16 protein-coding genes are annotated in these 17731 nt (G+C 71.2%); 2 read left to right on the top strand and 14 right to left on the bottom strand.

All coding sequences use genetic code 11. The features are described 5' to 3' along the window. Positions 1–24 precede the first annotated feature (24 nt). A complete protein-coding gene (locus tag AC1DIW_RS04050) occupies positions 25–1029 on the top strand; it encodes a GlxA family transcriptional regulator (protein ID WP_478106549.1) in 1005 nt (334 codons plus the stop codon). Between the two features lie 14 nt (positions 1030–1043). Here the strand turns inward: AC1DIW_RS04050 and AC1DIW_RS04045 are convergent, their stop codons facing one another. The 14 genes from AC1DIW_RS04045 to rpsB all read right to left on the bottom strand — a co-directional run bounded on the left by AC1DIW_RS04045 (position 1044) and on the right by rpsB (position 15477). Continuing rightward, positions 1044–2192 (bottom strand): N(5)-(carboxyethyl)ornithine synthase, encoded by a 1149-nt coding sequence (locus tag AC1DIW_RS04045; protein ID WP_478106548.1) that lies wholly within the window; start codon positions 2190–2192, stop codon positions 1044–1046. An 84-nt stretch (positions 2193–2276) separates the two neighbouring features. Continuing rightward, complete coding sequence (rlmN, locus tag AC1DIW_RS04040) at positions 2277–3476, bottom strand: dual-specificity RNA methyltransferase RlmN (RefSeq protein WP_442278949.1); 1200 nt, start codon at positions 3474–3476, stop codon at positions 2277–2279. A gap of 61 nt (positions 3477–3537) precedes the next feature. Next, a complete protein-coding gene (locus AC1DIW_RS04035) occupies positions 3538–4476 on the bottom strand; it encodes a phosphatidate cytidylyltransferase (RefSeq protein ID WP_442278948.1) in 939 nt (312 codons plus the stop codon). 47 nt (positions 4477–4523) lie between these two features. Continuing rightward, positions 4524–5081 (bottom strand): ribosome recycling factor, encoded by a 558-nt coding sequence (gene frr, locus AC1DIW_RS04030; RefSeq protein ID WP_442278947.1) that lies wholly within the window; start codon positions 5079–5081, stop codon positions 4524–4526. Positions 5082–5168: 87 nt separating this feature from the next. Beyond that, entirely contained in the window at positions 5169–5897 is a 729-nt protein-coding gene (gene pyrH / locus AC1DIW_RS04025) for a UMP kinase (RefSeq protein ID WP_442278946.1), read from the bottom strand. An 83-nt stretch (positions 5898–5980) separates the two neighbouring features. Further along, positions 5981–7108: an aminotransferase class V-fold PLP-dependent enzyme gene (locus AC1DIW_RS04020; protein ID WP_478106547.1), complete on the bottom strand. Its 1128-nt coding sequence runs from the start codon at positions 7106–7108 to the stop codon at positions 5981–5983. A 19-nt stretch (positions 7109–7127) separates the two neighbouring features. Next, complete coding sequence (locus tag AC1DIW_RS04015) at positions 7128–9809, bottom strand: DUF4153 domain-containing protein (protein ID WP_478106546.1); 2682 nt, start codon at positions 9807–9809, stop codon at positions 7128–7130. Continuing rightward, complete coding sequence (locus AC1DIW_RS04010) at positions 9806–10552, bottom strand: response regulator (protein WP_478106545.1); 747 nt, start codon at positions 10550–10552, stop codon at positions 9806–9808. Before AC1DIW_RS04010 ends, AC1DIW_RS04015 begins: the two co-directional genes overlap by 4 nt. Before the next feature lie 84 nt (positions 10553–10636). Beyond that, positions 10637–11164 carry a DsrE/DsrF/DrsH-like family protein gene (locus AC1DIW_RS04005; protein WP_442278942.1) on the bottom strand — a complete coding sequence of 176 codons (528 nt, stop codon included), beginning with the start codon at positions 11162–11164 and terminating at the stop codon, positions 10637–10639. Beyond that, on the bottom strand, positions 11164–11478 hold the full coding sequence (locus AC1DIW_RS04000; RefSeq protein WP_478106544.1) for a TusE/DsrC/DsvC family sulfur relay protein: 315 nt from the start codon (positions 11476–11478) through the stop codon (positions 11164–11166). Before AC1DIW_RS04000 ends, AC1DIW_RS04005 begins: the two co-directional genes overlap by 1 nt. 21 nt (positions 11479–11499) lie before the next feature. Beyond that, on the bottom strand, positions 11500–12747 hold the full coding sequence (gene sqr / locus AC1DIW_RS03995; protein WP_478106543.1) for a type III sulfide quinone reductase, selenoprotein subtype: 1248 nt from the start codon (positions 12745–12747) through the stop codon (positions 11500–11502). A gap of 111 nt (positions 12748–12858) precedes the next feature. After that, positions 12859–13473 carry an antibiotic biosynthesis monooxygenase gene (locus AC1DIW_RS03990; RefSeq protein WP_478106542.1) on the bottom strand — a complete coding sequence of 205 codons (615 nt, stop codon included), beginning with the start codon at positions 13471–13473 and terminating at the stop codon, positions 12859–12861. Between the two features lie 153 nt (positions 13474–13626). Then, positions 13627–14457: a translation elongation factor Ts gene (gene tsf, locus AC1DIW_RS03985; protein ID WP_442278938.1), complete on the bottom strand. Its 831-nt coding sequence runs from the start codon at positions 14455–14457 to the stop codon at positions 13627–13629. A gap of 72 nt (positions 14458–14529) precedes the next feature. Then, a complete protein-coding gene (gene rpsB / locus AC1DIW_RS03980; RefSeq protein WP_442278937.1) occupies positions 14530–15477 on the bottom strand; it encodes a 30S ribosomal protein S2 in 948 nt (315 codons plus the stop codon). Between the two features lie 287 nt (positions 15478–15764). Between rpsB and AC1DIW_RS03975 the strand changes: the two genes are divergently transcribed. Then, entirely contained in the window at positions 15765–17681 is a 1917-nt protein-coding gene (locus AC1DIW_RS03975; RefSeq protein WP_478106541.1) for a DUF6541 family protein, read from the top strand. Positions 17682–17731: the final 50 nt, after the last annotated feature.

Here is a 17731-nt window from a genome sequence, read left to right as displayed (position 1 = left end):
GACATCATGTGCAAGAATCTGGCCATGAGACATGCCGCAGGGCGTCCTCACCTCGTCGTCGTCCTGGCCCTCGACACCGCCATCGCGTTCGAGATCGGGCTCCCCCACCGCTTCCTGCGCGCGGGCGCGCTCGACCCCGGCTGGCCCGGACCTCCCACGGGAGCGGCTCCGCCCTACGACGTGCGCCTCGTGACGCTCGACGACGGGCCCGTGACGACCTCGGCGGGGTATGCCGTCCTGCCGACGCACCCGAACACCGAGCTCGCCCACGCGGACACCATCGTCGTCCCCGGCATCAACGGCGACATCATCGAGACCGGCGTGCTCCCCGAGGAGCTGCGCCGCCTCGCCGCGACGGCCCGTCCTGATGCCCGCTGGCTCTCCATCTGCACCGGCGCCTTCGTCCTTGCCGCCCTCGGCAAGCTCGACGGGCGCGAGGCGACGACGCACTGGTGCCACGTCGACACCTTCCGCCGGCACTTCCCGGACGTGGTGCTCAACCCCGACGTGCTCTACGTCGACCACGGCGACGTGCTCACCTCCGCCGGAAACGCCGCCGGCATCGACCTGCTGCTCCACGTGCTGCGCTCGGACCTCGGCACCGAGGCCGCCAACCGCGTCGCCCGGGGCGCGGTCGTCGCGCCGTGGCGAGCCGGCGGCCAGGCCCAGTTCATCGACCGCCCCGTGCCCGACGAGTCCGACGACGGCACCGGTGCGACGCGGGCCTGGGTGCTGGAGCACCTTGACGAACCGATCAGCTTGTCGGACATGGCCCGTCATGCGGGCACGAGCGTGCGCACCTTCACCCGGCGCTTCCGGGAGGAGACCGGCGAGACCGCGGGCACCTGGCTGTCACGGGCTCGCGTCGACCGGGCCCGCCACCTGCTCGAGACGAGCGACCTGCCCGTCGACCGTGTCGCTGCCGCCGCTGGATTCGGCAGCAGCGCGTCGCTGCGCCAGCACCTCGCCGGGTCGGTGGGCCTGTCGCCCCTGGCGTATCGCCGGACCTACCGCGCCGAGCCGGCCTGAGGCTGGCCCGCCCGTCAGGTCGCCAGTGGCAGGTGCGGGTGCAGGGGCGAGCGGCCCTGGAACGAGAGGATCGCGGGGTTCTGGACCACGCCGCCGCGGATCTCGATGGCGCGGCGGATCGTCGGGTTGACCTCCCACGCCTCCGGGCCCGCCATGACGGTCGGCAGGAAGGGCAGCAGCGCCTCGCTGATCTCCCAGGTCGCGGCATCCCAGAGGTAGGACGGACTGTGGTCGACGGCGTAGTAGAGCACGTGGTCGCCGACGACGAATGCCGGATCGGCGAAGCTGGTGGGCCTGGCCCAGCTGAAACCCATCCCCTCGTCGCACGACACGTCGATGACGAGGCTTCCGGGCCTCATGCGTTTGAGGTCGTCCTCGGTCATGAACGTCAGCGGGGCGTCGGTGTCCTGCAGCACGCAGTTGACGACGATGTCGTGCTCGGTGAGGTACTCCTCGAGCGCGACCGGTCCGTCGTCCGTCACCGCGTGGCTGGCGTGCGCCGTGGTGTCGTCGGTGTCGAAGTGCACGATCGTGGCCGAGTGGATGGGTGCCGCGACGGCGGCCCTCTGCCGGTGCGTGAGCACGTCGACCTCGCCGATGCCCAGCGCGTTGAGGGCCGTGACGGCTCCACGGGCGGTGGCGCCGAACCCGATGACGACGGCTCGACGGTGCGGACCGTAGTCGCCGGAGATCCCGGCGATCTGGAAGGCGTGCAGCACCGAGCAGTAGCCTGCGAGCTCGTTGTTCTTGTGGAAGACGTGCAGGTTGAACGAGCCGTCCCGGTTCCAGTGGTTCATCGCCTCGAACGCGATGAGCGTCAGCTGCCGGTCGATCGCGACCTGGGTGAGGTCGGCGTCCTGCACGCAGTGCGGCCAGCCCAAGAACACCTGCCCCACCCGGAGGGCGGAGATGTCGCTGAGCAGCGGTTTGGGCGCGAGGATGACGTCGCACTCCGCCACGAGCTCCTCGCGGCTGCGGAAGCCGCCGACGTAGCGTTCGAGCTGGTCGTCGGCCACGCCGAAGCGCTGGCCGTAGCCGTGCTCGAGGAAGATGCCCGGCCTCAGCAGCTCGGGGATGCGGTGGACGTGCCGGGGGTGCAACGGCAGCCGGTGCTCGTTCTCCTTGAGCGACCGGGCCATGACGCCGACGCTGAACTGGACCATGCGCGTACCTCCTGGTGGGCCGCCACCTGCCCTGCCCGGCGACTCCTCACCAGGATCGAGCCCGACGACGCCAGCGTACGCGGGTCAGGCGGTTGCCGCGGCGAGCTGGCCACACGCCCCGTCGATGTCCTGGCCCCGTGTGTCGCGGATGGTCGTCGGGATGCCGTGGGCCCGCAGGCGCTCGACGAAGTTCTGCTCGACGCCGGGCCGTGACGCCGTCCACTTCGAGCCGGGCGTCGGGTTGAGCGGGATGGGGTTGACGTGGACCCAGCCACGCCCCCGCCGGTTGAGCTTCTCGCCCAGCAGGTCCGCGCGCCAGCCCTGGTCGTTGATGTCGCGGATCAGGGCGTACTCGATCGACACGCGTCGACCCGTGGCCTCGTAGTAACGGTGCGCCGCGTCGAGCGCCTCGTCGACCGACCACCGGGTGTTGATCGGCACGAGCTCGTTGCGCAGCTCGTCGTCGGGCGCGTGCAGCGACAGCGCGAGCGTCACCGGGATGCCCTCGGCCGTGAGCTTGTCGATGCCCGGCACGAGCCCGACCGTCGACATCGTGATGCCACGGGCCGAGATGCCGAGACCGTCGGGCGTGGGGTCCGTGAGGCGGCGGATCGCACCGATCGAGGCCTTGTAGTTGGCGAGGGCCTCGCCCATGCCCATGAAGACGACGTTGCTGACGCGCAGCGGCGCCTCGCGGTCCTCGTCTCCCCCACCGGCGAGCTCGCCGCGTCGCAGCGCCCGGGCGGCCCACACGACCTGCTCGACGATCTCGCCAGCCGACATGTTGCGGGTCAGGCCCGCCTGGCCGGTGGCGCAGAACGGGCAGTTCATCCCGCACCCGGCCTGGCTCGAGATGCAGATGGTGACGCGCTTCGGGTAGCGCATGAGCACGGACTCGACGATCGCGCCGTCGTGCAGGCGCCATGCGTACTTCATCGTCTGGCCGTCGTCGGCGACGCGCTGGACGATGGGCGTCAGCAGCGTCGGCAGGAGCCCCGTGACGAGCTCGGACCGCACGGCCTTGGGCAGGTCGGTCATCTGCTCGGGATCGACCTCCAGCCGCTCGAAATAGTGCGTCGACAGCTGCTTGGCCCGAAACCCCTTGTGACCCAGGGCCTCCACGGCTTCCTTGCGCTCGGCGGGGGTGAGGTCGGCCAGGTGCCGCGGCGGCTTGCCACGGCGGGGCGCGGTGAAGGTCAGCTGCCCGGGTTCGGGCCGGGAGGTCGTCGGCTCGGGCAGCGCCACGGGCGCGCCCTCTGTGGCGGGGGCTGGGGTATCGGTCATCTCCCCTCCAGTGTCTCAGGTGGAGTCAAAACGCCCCGTCACGACCTGAGGGCGTATGCCGTCAGGCCGGCTTGGCCGCGAGCAGCGTCAGCACGGCCCACACGATCGGGGCGACGACGACGAGGGAGTCGAGGCGGTCCATGATGCCGCCGTGGCCCGGCAGGACGTTGGACATGTCCTTGATGCCGAGGTCGCGCTTGATCAGCGACTCCATGAGGTCGCCCACCGTGGCGGCGACAGCCACGCCGACGCCGAGCGCGACGCCGATGACCCACGAGCGGTCGAGCAGGAGGTGGACCGTGAGCGAGCCACCGACGATGCAGAACACGACCGAGCCGGCGAACCCCTCCCACGACTTCTTGGGGCTGATGCTCGGGGCCATCGGGTGCTTGCCGAAGAGCACGCCCGCGGCGTATCCGCCGACGTCGCTGCACACCGTCGTGATGAGGAAGACGAACATCCGGCCGACGCCGTCCTCGGGCGCGAGGAGCAGCGCCGCGAAGCCGACGAGGAACGTCGGGTAGGTCGAGACGAAGATGCCACCGAGGACGTCCCGCCCGGCGCCGTCGAGGCGGCCGGCGCCTCGCCAGAGCACCACGGCGAGGCACGTCAGGGACCAAGCCACCACCAGCGCGGCCGGCCCGTGCACGTAGGCGGCCCAGAGCATCGCGACCAAGCCGACGAGCGGAGGGACGAGGGGCGCCTCGACGCCCGCGTTGCGCAGGGCACCGCGCAGCTCCCAGATGCCGATCCCCACGGCAACCGCGACGAGCGCGAGGAAGGACTCCTCCTTGAGGAGCAGCGTGGCGACGATGAGGACGCCCAGTCCGAGTCCGACCCCGATGGCGGCGGGGAGGTTGCGGCCGGCGCGGCTCTGCTTCTTCTCGAGGACCTGCTCGGCGGGGACCCCCGCGAGCTCGTCGAGCTCCGGGTCGTACGGGACGGGCTCGAGGGGCCCGCCCCCGCCGTCGTCGGCCTGCGCCGTGGGTGTGGGCTCCACGGGTTCCGACGGGGAGTCAGTCGTCATCATCGGGTCGAGCACCGAGGTCACACCTCGAGCAGCTCGGCCTCCTTGGCCTTGACGAGCACGTCGACGAGGTCGGTGTGCTTCTTCGTGAGCCCGTCGAGCTCCTTCTCGGCGCGCGTCCCGTCGTCCTCGCCGACCTCGCCGTCCTTGACGAGCTTGTCGAGGTCGGTCTTGGCCTTGCGACGGATGTTGCGCACGGAGACGCGCGCCTCCTCGGCCTTGTGGTTGGCGAGCTTGATGTACTCGCGGCGGCGCTCCTCGGTCAGCTCCGGCATGACGCAGCGGATCTGGTTGCCGTCGCTGCTCGGGTTGACGCCGAGGTCGGAGTCACGGATGGCACGCTCGATCTCGTGCATCGCCGACTTGTCGAACGGGATGACGAGGATGGTGCGCGGCTCGGGGTTCTGGAACGAGGCCAGCTGCTGGAGCGGGGTCGGCGCGCCGTAGTACTCGACGGTGAGCTTGTTGAACAGTCCCGGGTTGGCGCGGCCGGTACGGATGCCCGCGAAGTCCTCCTTGAGGACCTCGACGGCCTTGTCCATCTTCTCCTCGGCCTCGAACATCGTCTCTTCGATCATGGGTCTTCGGTTCCTCGTCCCTCGTTCGTGGTCGTATGCGGTGCGGCGCTGCTCGCGTGGTCACGCGACCGGGCGCGGCGGCCGGGCTCAGGCGTTGGTGACCAGCGTGCCGATCTTCTCACCGAGCAGGGCCCGCGTGATGTTTCCCGCGCCCTCCATGCCGAAGACGACCATGGGCAGCTTGTTCTCCATGCACAGGCTGAAGGCCGCCGCATCGACGACCTTGAGGCCCTCGACGATGGCGTCCTGGAAGGTGATCGTCTCGAGCTTCTTGGCCTCGGGGTTGGTGCGCGGGTCTGCGTCGTAGACGCCGTCGACGCCGTTCTTGGCGATGAGCACGGCGTCGCACTTGATCTCGAGGGCGCGCTGCGCGCTGACCGTGTCGGTGGAGAAGAACGGCATGCCGGCACCGGCGCCGAAGATGACGACACGGCCCTTCTCGAGGTGGCGGATGGCCCGGCGCGGGATGTAGGGCTCGGCGACCTGCTGCATCGCGATCGCGGACTGCACCCGCGTCTCGATGCCCTCCTTCTCGAGGAAGTCCTGCAGCGCGAGGCAGTTCATGACGGTGCCGAGCATGCCCATGTAGTCGGCACGCGTGCGGTCCATGCCTCGCTGCTGGAGCTCGGCGCCACGGAAGAAGTTGCCGCCGCCGATGACGACGGCGACCTCGACACCGCCGCGCACCGCGTCGGCGATCTGCTTGGCGATGCCGGACACGACGGCCGGGTCGAGGCCGATGCGGCCACCGCCGAACACCTCGCCGGAGAGCTTGAGAAGAACCCGGTGGAAGGGGGTCGTCTGGGCGTCGGTCATGGCGCAGGGCCTCCTCGAGGGCAGCGTTCCGGGGGTCGGTCGATCTTTCCACATCCCGAGGTCATCGGCCGCATCGAGGTGGCTCAGGGGGTGAGGACCCCGGACAGCGCGGCCGCGAGGCGCGCGTAGTCGTCCTCGTCGTTGTAGGGGGCCGCGGCAAGACGGAGGTATCCCCGCCCGCCGAAGGCGACCGGCGGCACGACGAAGCCGGCGGCGTACAGCCGCTGCCACAGCGCCTCGGCGTCCTCCGTCGTCGTCGCGACGCCGTCGGGCAGCCCGACGAGCCGCAGGCAGGGAGCCGACGGTATGCCGCCGTGCGGGCTCGGGGTCCCGAGCGCGTCCCGGACGAGCTTCGCCCCGCGGAGGAGGAGGTCCGCGCTGCGCTGGACCTGCTCCCACCCGCCGAAGGCGTGCCAGGCGGCCAGACCGTCCGGCACCGCGACCCACGCGGAGTGGTCGACGGTGCCCTGCAGGTCGAAGCGCTCGGGAAAGGGCAGTCCGTGGCTCCAGGAGGTGACGAGGGGCCGCATCGCCTCACGGTGCTCGGGCGCGACCCACAGCGCGGCCGCAGCTCGCGGCGTGTAGGCCCACTTGTGCAGGTTGCCGGCCCAGAACGCGACACCGAGCGCCTCGACGTCGACCCCGGGCAGGCTGCCGGGAACGTGCGCCGCGTCGACGAGGACCGGCACCGGCGCCACGGCCGCGGCGACCTGCGCGACGGGCAGGACGAGAGCGGTCGGCGACGTGATGTGGTCGATCACGACCAGGCGCGTGCGATCGGTCACCGCGTCGGCGAAGGCCGCGGCCACGGTGTCCGGGTCGCTCTCGACGTCGAAGTCCGCGCTACGCAGCGTGCCACCGCGGGCCTCGACGGACCAGCCGGCCGTGAGGTAGCCGTGGTTGCTGACGACGACCTCGTCCCCGGGACCGAGGCCCAGGCCCTGCAGCACCACCCCGACGGCCTCGGTGACGTTGCGCACCAGGGCGGTCGAGTCCGCCGGCACCTCGAGGAAGGCGGCCGCCGACCCGCGCGCGGCGGCGAGGGCCGCCGGCAACTCGTCCCGGAAGGCCCGCATCGGGGCTCCTTCGATGCGGGTGCGGGCCCGGTCCTGGGCCTCGCGGACCGAGCGCGGCACCGCCCCGAACGCACCGTGGTTGAGGTGGGTCAGGGCCGGGTCGAGCTCGAACAGCTCGGCGATGTCGTGACGCACCCGGCCATCCTGCCGCACCTCAGGAGTCATACCTCGACAGGCACGACGGCGAGGACGCGCCGAACACCGCGGTCGGAGGTCGCACGGCCGCCGCCCGGCTGCGACCGAGGTTCCACTCGAGGACGTCGCTCGGCGCGTCGTCCGGACGCGCACCGGCGATGCACGCCGAGACCTCTGCGGGCAGCCCCGTCATGATCGTCGGCAGGGCGTCGTCGCCGAGTGTCACGAGGTAGGAGGCATCGAGCCTGCCCGTCGCGACGTAGCGGTCGATGTTGCGCTGCGCCACCCACGCCTCGGGGTTCGCAAGACCTCCGACGAGCACGAGGGCGGCGGCCGAGACCAGCGCTGCGCGCGGCAGCCACCACCCGGAGAGCCGCACTCCGGCCACGAGGACGAGGACGACGAGCAGCCCGAGCCAGAGCTCGACGGCGTCGACGAGGACCCGCAGCAGGGTGAAGCCGTAGGCCTGCTGGTAGAGGTCCATCCGGTGCAGCGCCGACGCGACGACGACGAGGGTCAGACCGCAGAGCGTGCCGAGCGTGACGCGCAGGACGAGCCGCTCACGTGCCGTCGACCGCGGCGCCTTGCGCACGGCCAGCGCGACGGTGGCCAGGGTGAGGACCGTGGCGGCGGTCAGCTGGCCGAAGCCCTGGTGCACGTAGTCGGCATACGTCAGGCCGGTCGTCCGCTGGACGTACTCGTGGCCGCCGAAGAGGGCAGCCGCCTGGGCCACGACGAAGGCGAGGAAGAGTGCCACGACGAGACCGACCGGGACGGCCCACTCCCACAGTCGCGCGACCGGACGCCCCTGCGGCACCGCCACACGCTCGACGCGCGGCGGGTTGAGGGCGACGTAGCCCGCGGCGAGCAGGGCGCCCCCCATGACGAACCCGACGAAGACGCGGAGGGTCAGGCTGTCCCACGCGAGGTGGGGCACGAGCGCCTGCGTCCACGACCCGAAGACCGCGTCGCCCGAGGCGAAGAGTCCCCCGAAGACGACCAGGGCGACGAGCGAGACCGCCGCGGTGCGCACGACCGGCCAGACGACGCTGATCCGGCTCGTCACGGCGACGGTCCGCCCGAGCAGGGGCAGCCCGCGCACGGCCGCGAGAGGCCAGGACGCCAGTCCGGCCAGGAGCGCGAGCAGACCCTTGGCGTCGGTGAGCGCCGTCGTCAGCACCGCGACTCCGAGCATGACGGCCATGACCGTCAACCACTCGGCCGCCCGCAGCACGCAGAGCGAGGCGAGCGCGACGCACAGGACGCTGCTGAGGACCGTCCACCGCCCTCGGCGGCTCGTGGTGCGCCAGAGGACGACGCCGCCGACGACGAGCACGCCGAAGAGCGCGACACCGAACGAGCGGTAGGGCAGCACGACCGCCGAGAGGAGGCCGACGCCCAGGCACGTGAGCAGCAGCCTCACCTGGGGCGCGAGTCCTCGCTCCGGCCAGAGGTCACCGAAGAGCGAGTCGATGACCGGCCTGGGCGCACCGAGCGGGACGGGGGTGTATGCCGTGGGGCCGGCCGACGCGCCCGGGCTCCCCTGCGCGGGGACGGGACTGGGTCCTGCTGCGGCAGGGACGGGTGCGGGCACGGTGGTCTCCTCGGTGCGGACGCCCACCGGGGTGTCGGTGGGTGTGTCGGTGGGGGTGTCGGCGGGGGTGTCTGTGGGTCGCTCGACGGCATACGGGGGCGCGGGCGCGGGGGTCCGTGGGAGGACGGCCCGGATCCGGGCGCCCTGCTCCCCCACGGGCGGGGTCACGGCGGCGATGGACCCGCCGTGCAGCTCGCAGACCCAGCTGGCGATGGCCAGCCCGATGCCCGTGCCACCGCCCGCGTCGTCGCCGGAGCCGAAGCGGTCGAAGACGTGCTGGACGTGCTCGGCCGGGATGCCGCTGCCCTCGTCGGCGACCATGAGCCACCAGTGGTCCGGACCGTCCGGGCCGGCGCTCACGGTCACGCGCCCCCCGGACGGGCTGTGCCGGTCGGCGTTGTCGAGCAGGTTGGCGAGGACCTGCTCGAGACGGGCCGCGTCCGCGGTGACGTGCAGGTCGGCCGGGACGTCGACGACGTGGACGGTGCCGCGCCGGGACACGCCGGCCTCCGCCACGGCGCGCTCGACGAGGGCCCGGACGTCGACCGCGGCGAGGTCGAGGGGCGCGCGGCCGCCGTCGACGCGGCTGAGGTCGAGCAGGTCACCGACGAGGGTCCCGAGCCGTTCGGCCTGCGCCAGAGCGGTCCGCAGCACGGCGTCGTCAGGACGCACCACCCCGTCGACGAGGTTCTCGAGCAGCGCCTGCTGTGCGGCGAGCGGGGTCCGCAGCTCGTGGGAGACGGTCGCCACGAGCTGCCGCCGCTGCTGGTCGGCGCCGGCGAGATCGGCCGCCATCGTGTTGAAGGCCTGGCCGAGCACCCCCACCTCGTCGGCCGACGTCGCCGTGACCCTGCGGGAGTAGTCGCCCGTCGCCATCCGCGACGCCGCAGCCGTCATCTCGCGCAGCGGGGAGGTCATCCCGCGGGCCAGCCACTGGGTGACCCCGAGCGCCGCGGCGATCGTCACGGGCAGGCTGAACCAGCCCAGCACGTCGGCGCGGTCGCCGATGACCGACACGAGCGAGGCGACCACGATGCTGGCCGCGACGAGCAGGCCGAGCTTGGCCTTGATCGAGCGGATGCCGTCGAGGGGCCGGTCGGCGTTCACGGTGCGTCGGTGGCGTCGGCGGCGGTCGGGCCGGCTTCGAGCGCGTAGCCGACGCCGTGCACGGTGCGCACGCGGGCGGCCCCGACCTTGGCGCGCAGGGACTTCACGTGGCTGTCGAGCGTGCGGGTGCCGCCGGCGTCGGCCCACCCCCACACCTCGCGCATCAGCTCGTCGCGGCCACGCACCGCGCCCGGCTCGGCGGCGAGGGCCAGCAGCAGGTCGAACTCGAGCGGTGTCAGGTGGACCTCGCTCCCCCGGGTCGTGACCCGGCGCGATCCCCGGTCGACGGTGAGGTCTCCGACGGCGACCACCGGCGGCTGTTCCGCGGCGAGCTGGCGCGCCCGGTCCACGCGGCGCAGCAGCGCCCGGCCCCGGGCGACGACCTCACGCATCCGGAACGGCTTGGTCACGTAGTCGTCGGCGCCGACCCCCAGACCGACCAGCAGGTCGGTCTCGTCGGCCCGCGCGGTGAGCATGAGCACGGGCACCGGGCGGTCGCCCTGGATGCGACGGCAGACCTCGAGCCCGTCGAAGCCGGGCAGCATGAGGTCGAGGACCACGAGGTCGGGCGCATGCTCACCATGGGCGGCGACCGCACCCGGCCCGTCGAACGCCTGGACGACTCGGAAGCCTTCTGCCACAAGGCGATCCGTGACAGCCTGGTTGATCGTCGGGTCATCCTCGACGACAAGCAGCGTCGGCGCGGCGACGTCGGGTGGCGATGCGGCATACCCCTGGTTCATGCCCCGAGCCTAGGAGCGGCCACGCGGGCGGCGCGGGTGCGACGTGTGGAGATCGTGTGAAGGTGGAGCGGGCCGGACAGCGGCTCAGATGAAGAGCAGCTGCGCCCCCTCGGTCAGCTCGATGAAGTCCGAGGCCGAGATGATGCCCTCGACGTCGTCGCGGAGGTCCGTCTCCGTCAGGTGCTGCATGTCCGCAGACATCCGGCACGCCCACAGGTGGCCACCCGAGGCGACGATCTGGTCGAGGAACTCCGGCACCTCGGGGACGTCGAGGTCGGCGATGGCCTTCTTCATCTGCGAGGTCGCGAGGTGCGTCATCCCGGGGATGCCGCCCAAGCCCTGGGGCATGTGTGTGGCGGTGTTGCCGAGCATCGTGAACTTCAGCTCGCCCGAGGTCTTCTTGTTGATCATGTCGAAGCCCCAGAAGGTGAAGAACAGGTGCGTCTCGACCCCTTCACCGAGCGCCGCGTTGGCGAGGATGAGGCCCGGGTAGGCCATGTCGAGGTTGCCCTTGCTGCAGATGATCGCGAGCTTGCGGCCCTGCGAATCGGGCGCGTCGAAGGTCGGCACGAACGGGGCCGTGGTGGCGGTCGGTGCGGTCTCGGTGGTCATCACACACATCCCTTCGGCTTGGGCAGGCCCGCGACGTAGGCCATCTTCTTGGCGGGCTTGCCCGGGAAGAGGTCGAAGAGGGCCTTGATGGGGGTGCCGGTCTGCGTGCTGACGCGGCGAAGGGTGGCGGTCTCCCCCTGGTGCGCGAAGTCGTCGCGCAGGAAGTGGACGAGCTTCCAGTGGCCGTCGGTCAGCTCGATCCCGATGAGCCGGGCCAGCTCGGCCGCGAGGTCGTCGGACCACTGGTCCGGACGCGTGAGGAAGCCCTCGTCGTTGACCTCGACGGCATGGCCGGCGATCGTCGTGGTGGGCATGGTGGCGCTCCTTGTCTGAGCTCAGGCGGCGGGGACCTTCCCCGCCATCGACATCTGCGCGGGCAGGCCGAGAGGTCGTCCGGGGAGCAGGAGGTTCCAGTAGATGTGGCGGAACGCGAGCTTGCCGAGGTGGTTCGCGCGCGACTCCTTGAGCAGGGTCATCGGGCCGAGGTGCGGCAGCGGGAACGTGCCGGTCAGGGGCTCGGTGTCGTAGTTGAAGTCGAGCAGCATCGCCTTGCCACCACCGGACTCGACGAAGCAGTTGGCGTGCCCGTCGAAGGAGTGGGTCATCTGCTCGCCACGGGCGTACTCGAGGAAGTTGTCCACGAACACCTCGACCGAGAAGTGCGCCACGGAACCGGCCTTCGAGGTCGGGATGTTGCTCGCGTCACCGAGGACGAAGATGGACGGGTGCTCGGTCGAGAGCATCGTGTGCTTGTCCACCGGGACGTAGTTCAGCTCGTCGCCGAGACCCGAACGGGCGACGAAGTCGGCGCCCATGTTGAGCGGGATCGTGACGAGCTGGTCGTAGGCGACCTCGCGCTCGTCGTAGGAGACGAGGACGCGCCGCTCCTGGTCGACGTGTTCGACCATGAAGTCGGTCTCGACCGTGATGCCCTTGTCGGCGAGCAGGTGGCCGAGCTCGCGGCTGGCCACGGGCTTGGTGAAGGCGCCGTCCAGCGGCGTGACGAAGACGATCTCGGTGCGGTCACGCAGCCCCCGGCGGCGCAGGTGGTCGTCGACGAGGAACGTGAACTCCAGTGGCGCCACGGGGCACTTGATCGGCATCTCCGTGACGTGGACGACGAGACGGCCACCGGAGAAGGCGTCGAGCGACTCGCGGAGCGCCATCGCGCCCTCGTAGGTGTAGAACTCGCCGACGCTGCGGTGCCATTCCGGTCCGAGCATGCCAGGCGTCTGGTCGGGCCGGGGCGTCGTACCGGACGCGATGACGAGCTCGTCGTAGCCCAAGGCCCGCCCGTCGACGAGAGAGACCTCTCGGGCCCGGGGGTCGACAAGGTCGACGTCACCGAGGACGAGCTCGACGCCGTCGGTGATGAGGGCATGGCGGCTGCGTCTGACCTGTTCGGGCTCGATGAGTCCGAAGGGCAGGAAGAGGTAGCCGGGCTGGTAGTCGTGGATGTCGTCCTTGTCGACGACGGTGATGCGCCACTCGCTGGTGGGGAGGCGGTGCCTCAGCTTGTTCGCGACCATGGTGCCGGCCGTGCCCGCTCCCAGCACCACGAGGGACCTCATGGTGGTGGTCATGCTTCGACGGTACCCCCATGGGTATCTGCGGCGCTGTGAGCGACGAGACACCTCAGCTGTGACCTGTGAGACAAAGGCTTGCCTCACAGGGGCATCCGGCCCATCTGGGCGTCAGGCGGCCTTGAGCCACCGACCGAAGAGCCTCGTCACGAAAGGCAGCAGGACGTACGTCATCCACGGCGTCGCGAGCAGGGTCGTCACGAGGACGCGGACCACCACCGGCCAGCCCGCGCTGAACGGCGACAGCAGGTAGGTCAGGGTGAGGCTCGTCGGGAAGAAGGCGATCCAGATCACGCTGGCCTGCTTCCAGCGGGGTGGCGCCGGCTGCACGGGCGGGCCCTGCTCGTACACCGACGAAGACGTCGGCTCGTCGAACCAGCCCTCGATGCCGGTGCGGTACTCCGTGCGACGGTGCTCGACCAGGTCGGCTGCCGAGCGCAGCCAGCGGATCCGCTCGGGCGAGCGCTCCCAGGCGTCGAGGTGCTCACGCGAGTCGAAGCGGTAGAGCATGTGCCAGTCCTCGCTGCCCGAGCGCACCCAGCCGGCACCGAGGAAGCCCTCGAACCGCTCCGCCATCGACGTGCCGGCATGCACCCATGCCTGCATGAGCACCTCGTCCTCCACCGCCACCCGCCGGGTGATCGAGACGGTCAGCGGGCCGTCGTCCGCGGCCGCGGCAGCGGCGCCGGTGTGGGTGCCGCCATGGATGTCGGTGTGGGCGCTCATGGTGCTCCTCCTGGGGGACGCGTCCCGCGACGGGCCGGCGGGGGCCCGGGACGCAACGATGCCGGCCGCCCCGAGGGGGCGACCGGCATACGTCGTCGTGATGCGCGGGTTCTGCGCTACGCGTGGTGCGGTGACACGAGGGAGGTCAGGACCTCACTGGCCGACGCGGAAGCGCGCGAAGGACGTCGCCGTGGCGCCGCCCTCCTCGAGCACCTTGCCGACGGTCTTCTTGGCATCCTTGGCGAAGGCCTGCTCGAGCAGGACGTTCTCCTTGAAGAAGCCGTTGACGCGACCCTCGATGATGCGGGGAAGGGCGGCCTCCGGCTTGCCCTCCTCCTTGGCCGTGGCCTCGGCGACGCGACGCTCGTTCTCGACCGTCTCGGCCGGGACCTCGTCACGCGTCAGCACGGTCGGGCTGAACGCCGCGATGTGCATCGCGACGTCGCGGCCCACGGCCTCGTCGCCACCCTCGAGCGCGACGAGGACACCGATCTGCGCAGGCAGGTCGGGGCTCGTCTTGTGGAGGTAGGACACGACCTTGTCGCCCTCGAGGCGCGCCACGCGACGGACCTCGATCTTCTCGCCGATGGTGGCGTTGGCCTCGTCGAGCAGCTCCTTGACGGACTTGCCGTCCTCGAGCGTGCTCGCGAGGAGCGAGTCCGCGTCGGTCGCGCCGGCGGCGACGGCCTGCGTGAGGACCTGGTCGGCGAGGGCGATGAACTTCTCGCCCTTGGCGACGAAGTCGGTCTCGCAGTTGACCTCGACGAGGGTGCCGACGCCGTCGGTGGCCGAGGCCGCCACGAGACCGTTGGAGGCCGAGCGGCCCTCACGCTTCGTGACGCCCTTGAGGCCCTTGACGCGAAGGATCTCGACGGCCTTGGCGCGGTCGCCGTCGGCCTCGTCGAGCGCCTTCTTGACGTCCATCATGCCGGCGCCCGTCTGCTCGCGCAGCGCCTTGATGTCAGCGGCGGTGTAGTTCGCCATGCTCTGTATCGCTCTTTTCGTCAGTGGAGATTGACTCGTGTGTCAGCTGGGTCGGGCTGGTGCGAGAGACCGTCAGGCCTTCTCGGCACCGGCCGTCGCGTCAGCGGCCGGGGCCTCAGCGGGGGCATCGACCGCGATCTCGGCGGCAACCTCGGGGGCCGGCGTCTCGACGGGGGTCTCGACCGGCGCCTCGGCAGCGGCCTCGGCGGCGTCGATCTCGGCGGCACCGGCCGGCGCCTGCGTCGTGGCGGCCGCGGCGTCGGCGTAGAGCTCGCGCTCCCACTCGGCCAGCGGCTCCTCGGCCTGCGCGTCGCCACCGGACTTGCCGGACGAGCGCTGGACGAGACCCTCGGCGACGGCGTCGGCGATGACCCGCGTCAGCAGCGTGACGGAACGGATCGCGTCGTCGTTACCGGGGATCTTGTAGTCGACCTCGTCGGGGTCGCAGTTCGTGTCGAGGATCGCGATGACCGGCAGGCCGAGCTTGCGGGCCTCGTCGACGGCGAGGTGCTCCTTCTTCGTGTCGACGATCCACACGGCCGAGGGGACCTTGGCCATCGTGCGGATGCCGCCCAGGGTGCGCTCGAGCTTGATCATCTCGCGCTTGAGGATGAGCAGCTCCTTCTTCGTGTAGCCCGAACCGGCCACGTCGTCGAAGTTCAGCTCCTCGAGCTCCTTGAGGCGCGTCAGGCGCTTGGAGATCGTCTGGAAGTTGGTGAGCATGCCACCGAGCCAGCGGTGGTTGACGTAGGGCATGCCGACGCGCGTCGCCTGCTCGGCGATGGGCTCCTGGGCCTGCTTCTTCGTGCCGACGAAGAGGATGCTGCCGCCGTGGGCGACGGTCTCCTTGACGAACTCGTACGCGTTGTTGATGTACGTCAGCGACTGCTGCAGGTCGATGATGTAGATGCCATTGCGCTCGGTCATGATGAAGCGCTTCATCTTGGGGTTCCAGCGACGGGTCTGGTGCCCGAAGTGGACGCCGCTCTCGAGGAGCTGGCGCATGGTGACGACGGCCATGCCGTGTTCTCCCTTGTGTCGTGTTGTCAGTTGTACGTGGGGCGTGGACGCTCGGGAGCTCACGTGGAGCACGTGAGCCGACGGGCGGCATACGACCTCACTCCTGGCGCCTGACCCACCCCGCCCCGCCGCGTGCGGTGGGGACTGCCGTGGTGTGACCCGGTCCGACGGACCGGCAGAAGACGCGCGAATTTGCGGTCCGTGTGACGAGCACACGGGACCGCAGGCCATCGTACGTCCTGACCCGGGTGGTGGAGAAATCGTCGTGACCCGACACAATGACCCGCATGGCGCAGTGGGTGGAGACGGTCCCGACCTTCGGGGTCCTCCTGCTCGTGCTCTTCCTGCCGGGCTGGCTCGTCGTGCGCGCCTTCGGCACGCGCGGCCTCGAGGCGCTCGCCGTCTCCCCTGCCGTGTCGACGGGGCTCGTGGCCGGCTACGCGACGCTCGCCGCACGGCTCGGCGTGCGCTGGGGACTGCTCCCGCTCGTCGTCGTGACGGCGGGGACGGTCGCCGCCGCGTGGCTCGGGATGCGAGTGTTCGGCCACCACGACGCCGAGCTGCGCCCGGCACGTCGTCTGCTCGGTCGACCACGTCCCGACGCGGTCATCGCGGTCGCCATCGGGATCGTGCTGGCGCTGGCGACGATCCTGCCCGCGATCGGCCGCCCGGACGAGCTCGTCGACTCGCCCGACGTCGTCTTCCACCTCAGCCGCATCAAGACGTTCCTCGCCAGCGGCGACTTCTCCATCGGCAACCCGACGCTCTATCCCACCGGCTTCCACTCCTGGGTCGCCACGAGCCTGCTGCCCGGCTGGGCCGACGTGCTACCGGGGACCAATGTCGCGACCGTCGTGCTCGCCGCCGTCGTGTGGCCGATCGGCTGCGTGGCGCTCGTGCGCCACGCGCTCGGCACCTCGCGCCTCGTCACGTATGCCGGGGGGTTCGCCTCCGCGGCCTTCATCTCCTTCCCGACGCTCCTGCTCGGCTGGGGCGTGCTGTGGCCCAACCTCATGGCGACGGCCCTGACCCCGGGAGCGCTCGCCCTCATGCTCCAGGCCGCCCGCTCCGGGCGCATCGCCCAGTGGCTCGGCTTCGCGGTGGCGATGCTCGGCCTGGCCCTCATCCAGCCCAACGCCCTCGTCGCGCTCGTCCTCTTCGCCCTCGTCTGGTTCGTCACGGCCCGCGTGCGGGCGGGCCTGCTGCGACACGTGTCCTGGTGGACCGTCGCGAGGGACCTGGCGATCGTCGTCGTCGTCGGCGCCGCCGCCCTCGTCGCCGCCCCGTCCGTGTCGAGCCTGCTGGCCTCGACCCAGTCCTACGAGTGGAAGGACCGGGTCTCCGTCTGGACGGCGCTCGTCGAGGTCGTCGGGGGCCAGCTCCAGATCTCGCAGGTGCTGTGGGGCCTCGTCGTGCTCATCGCCCTCGGCATCGGCTGGATCGTGCTGCGCGCACGCGCCGCCCTGCCCGTGGTCGCGATGTGGGTGGCCTGCGTCGCGCTCTACGCCCTCGCGGCCTCCTCGACGAGCTCGTGGACCTCGCTCGTCACGGGCTACTGGTACAACGACAAGGTGCGCCTGGCCTCCCTCGCGGCCGTGCCCGGCGTCGTCCTCGTCGCGGCGTCCGCGCCCGCGGTGCGCGCGCTGCTGCGCAAGGTGCCGCTGCTGGGCGCTCGGCACGTCGTGACCGCCCTCCTGGCGGTGCTCGTCATCCCGCTGCTCACGCTCGGAGTCAACGGCGGCACCCGCAACACCGTGCTCGCCGGCTTCTTCCGACCGGCCGACCCCGACAAGGTGATCCTCTCCTTCGAGGCGCAGGACTCGCTGCGCCGGCTCGCCGCCCTCGTGCCGGCCGGTCAGGGAGTGGTCGGTCGACCGGAGAACGGCTCCCCGCTCATGTGGGCGCTCTTCGGCACGAACACGCTCTACCGCACCATCCCGATCCCCGCCGCGGGCGACGGGATCATCATCGGGACGGGGTTCGACGACATGGCACACCGGCCTGACGTGTGCGCTGCGATGGCTCGGCACGACGTCCGGTGGGCGATCGACTCGCCCCACGTCTACTGGCTCGACGTGCCCGAGCGCTCCTCGGGGCTGAAGAACCTCGCGAAGGTCGACGGCGTCGAGCCGGTTCGGACCGACGGCGACTACACGCTCTACCGGGTCACCGGCTGCGGGCTGGGTGGCGCCCCCTCGTCCTGAGCGACGAGGCGGGCCACGCTGCGGATGTCGCGGCCGTGGCTACGCTCGGG

It is taken from the genome of Terrabacter sp. 01T434, assembly GCF_056398545.1.
This window is presented reverse-complemented; position numbering and strand designations above follow the sequence as displayed.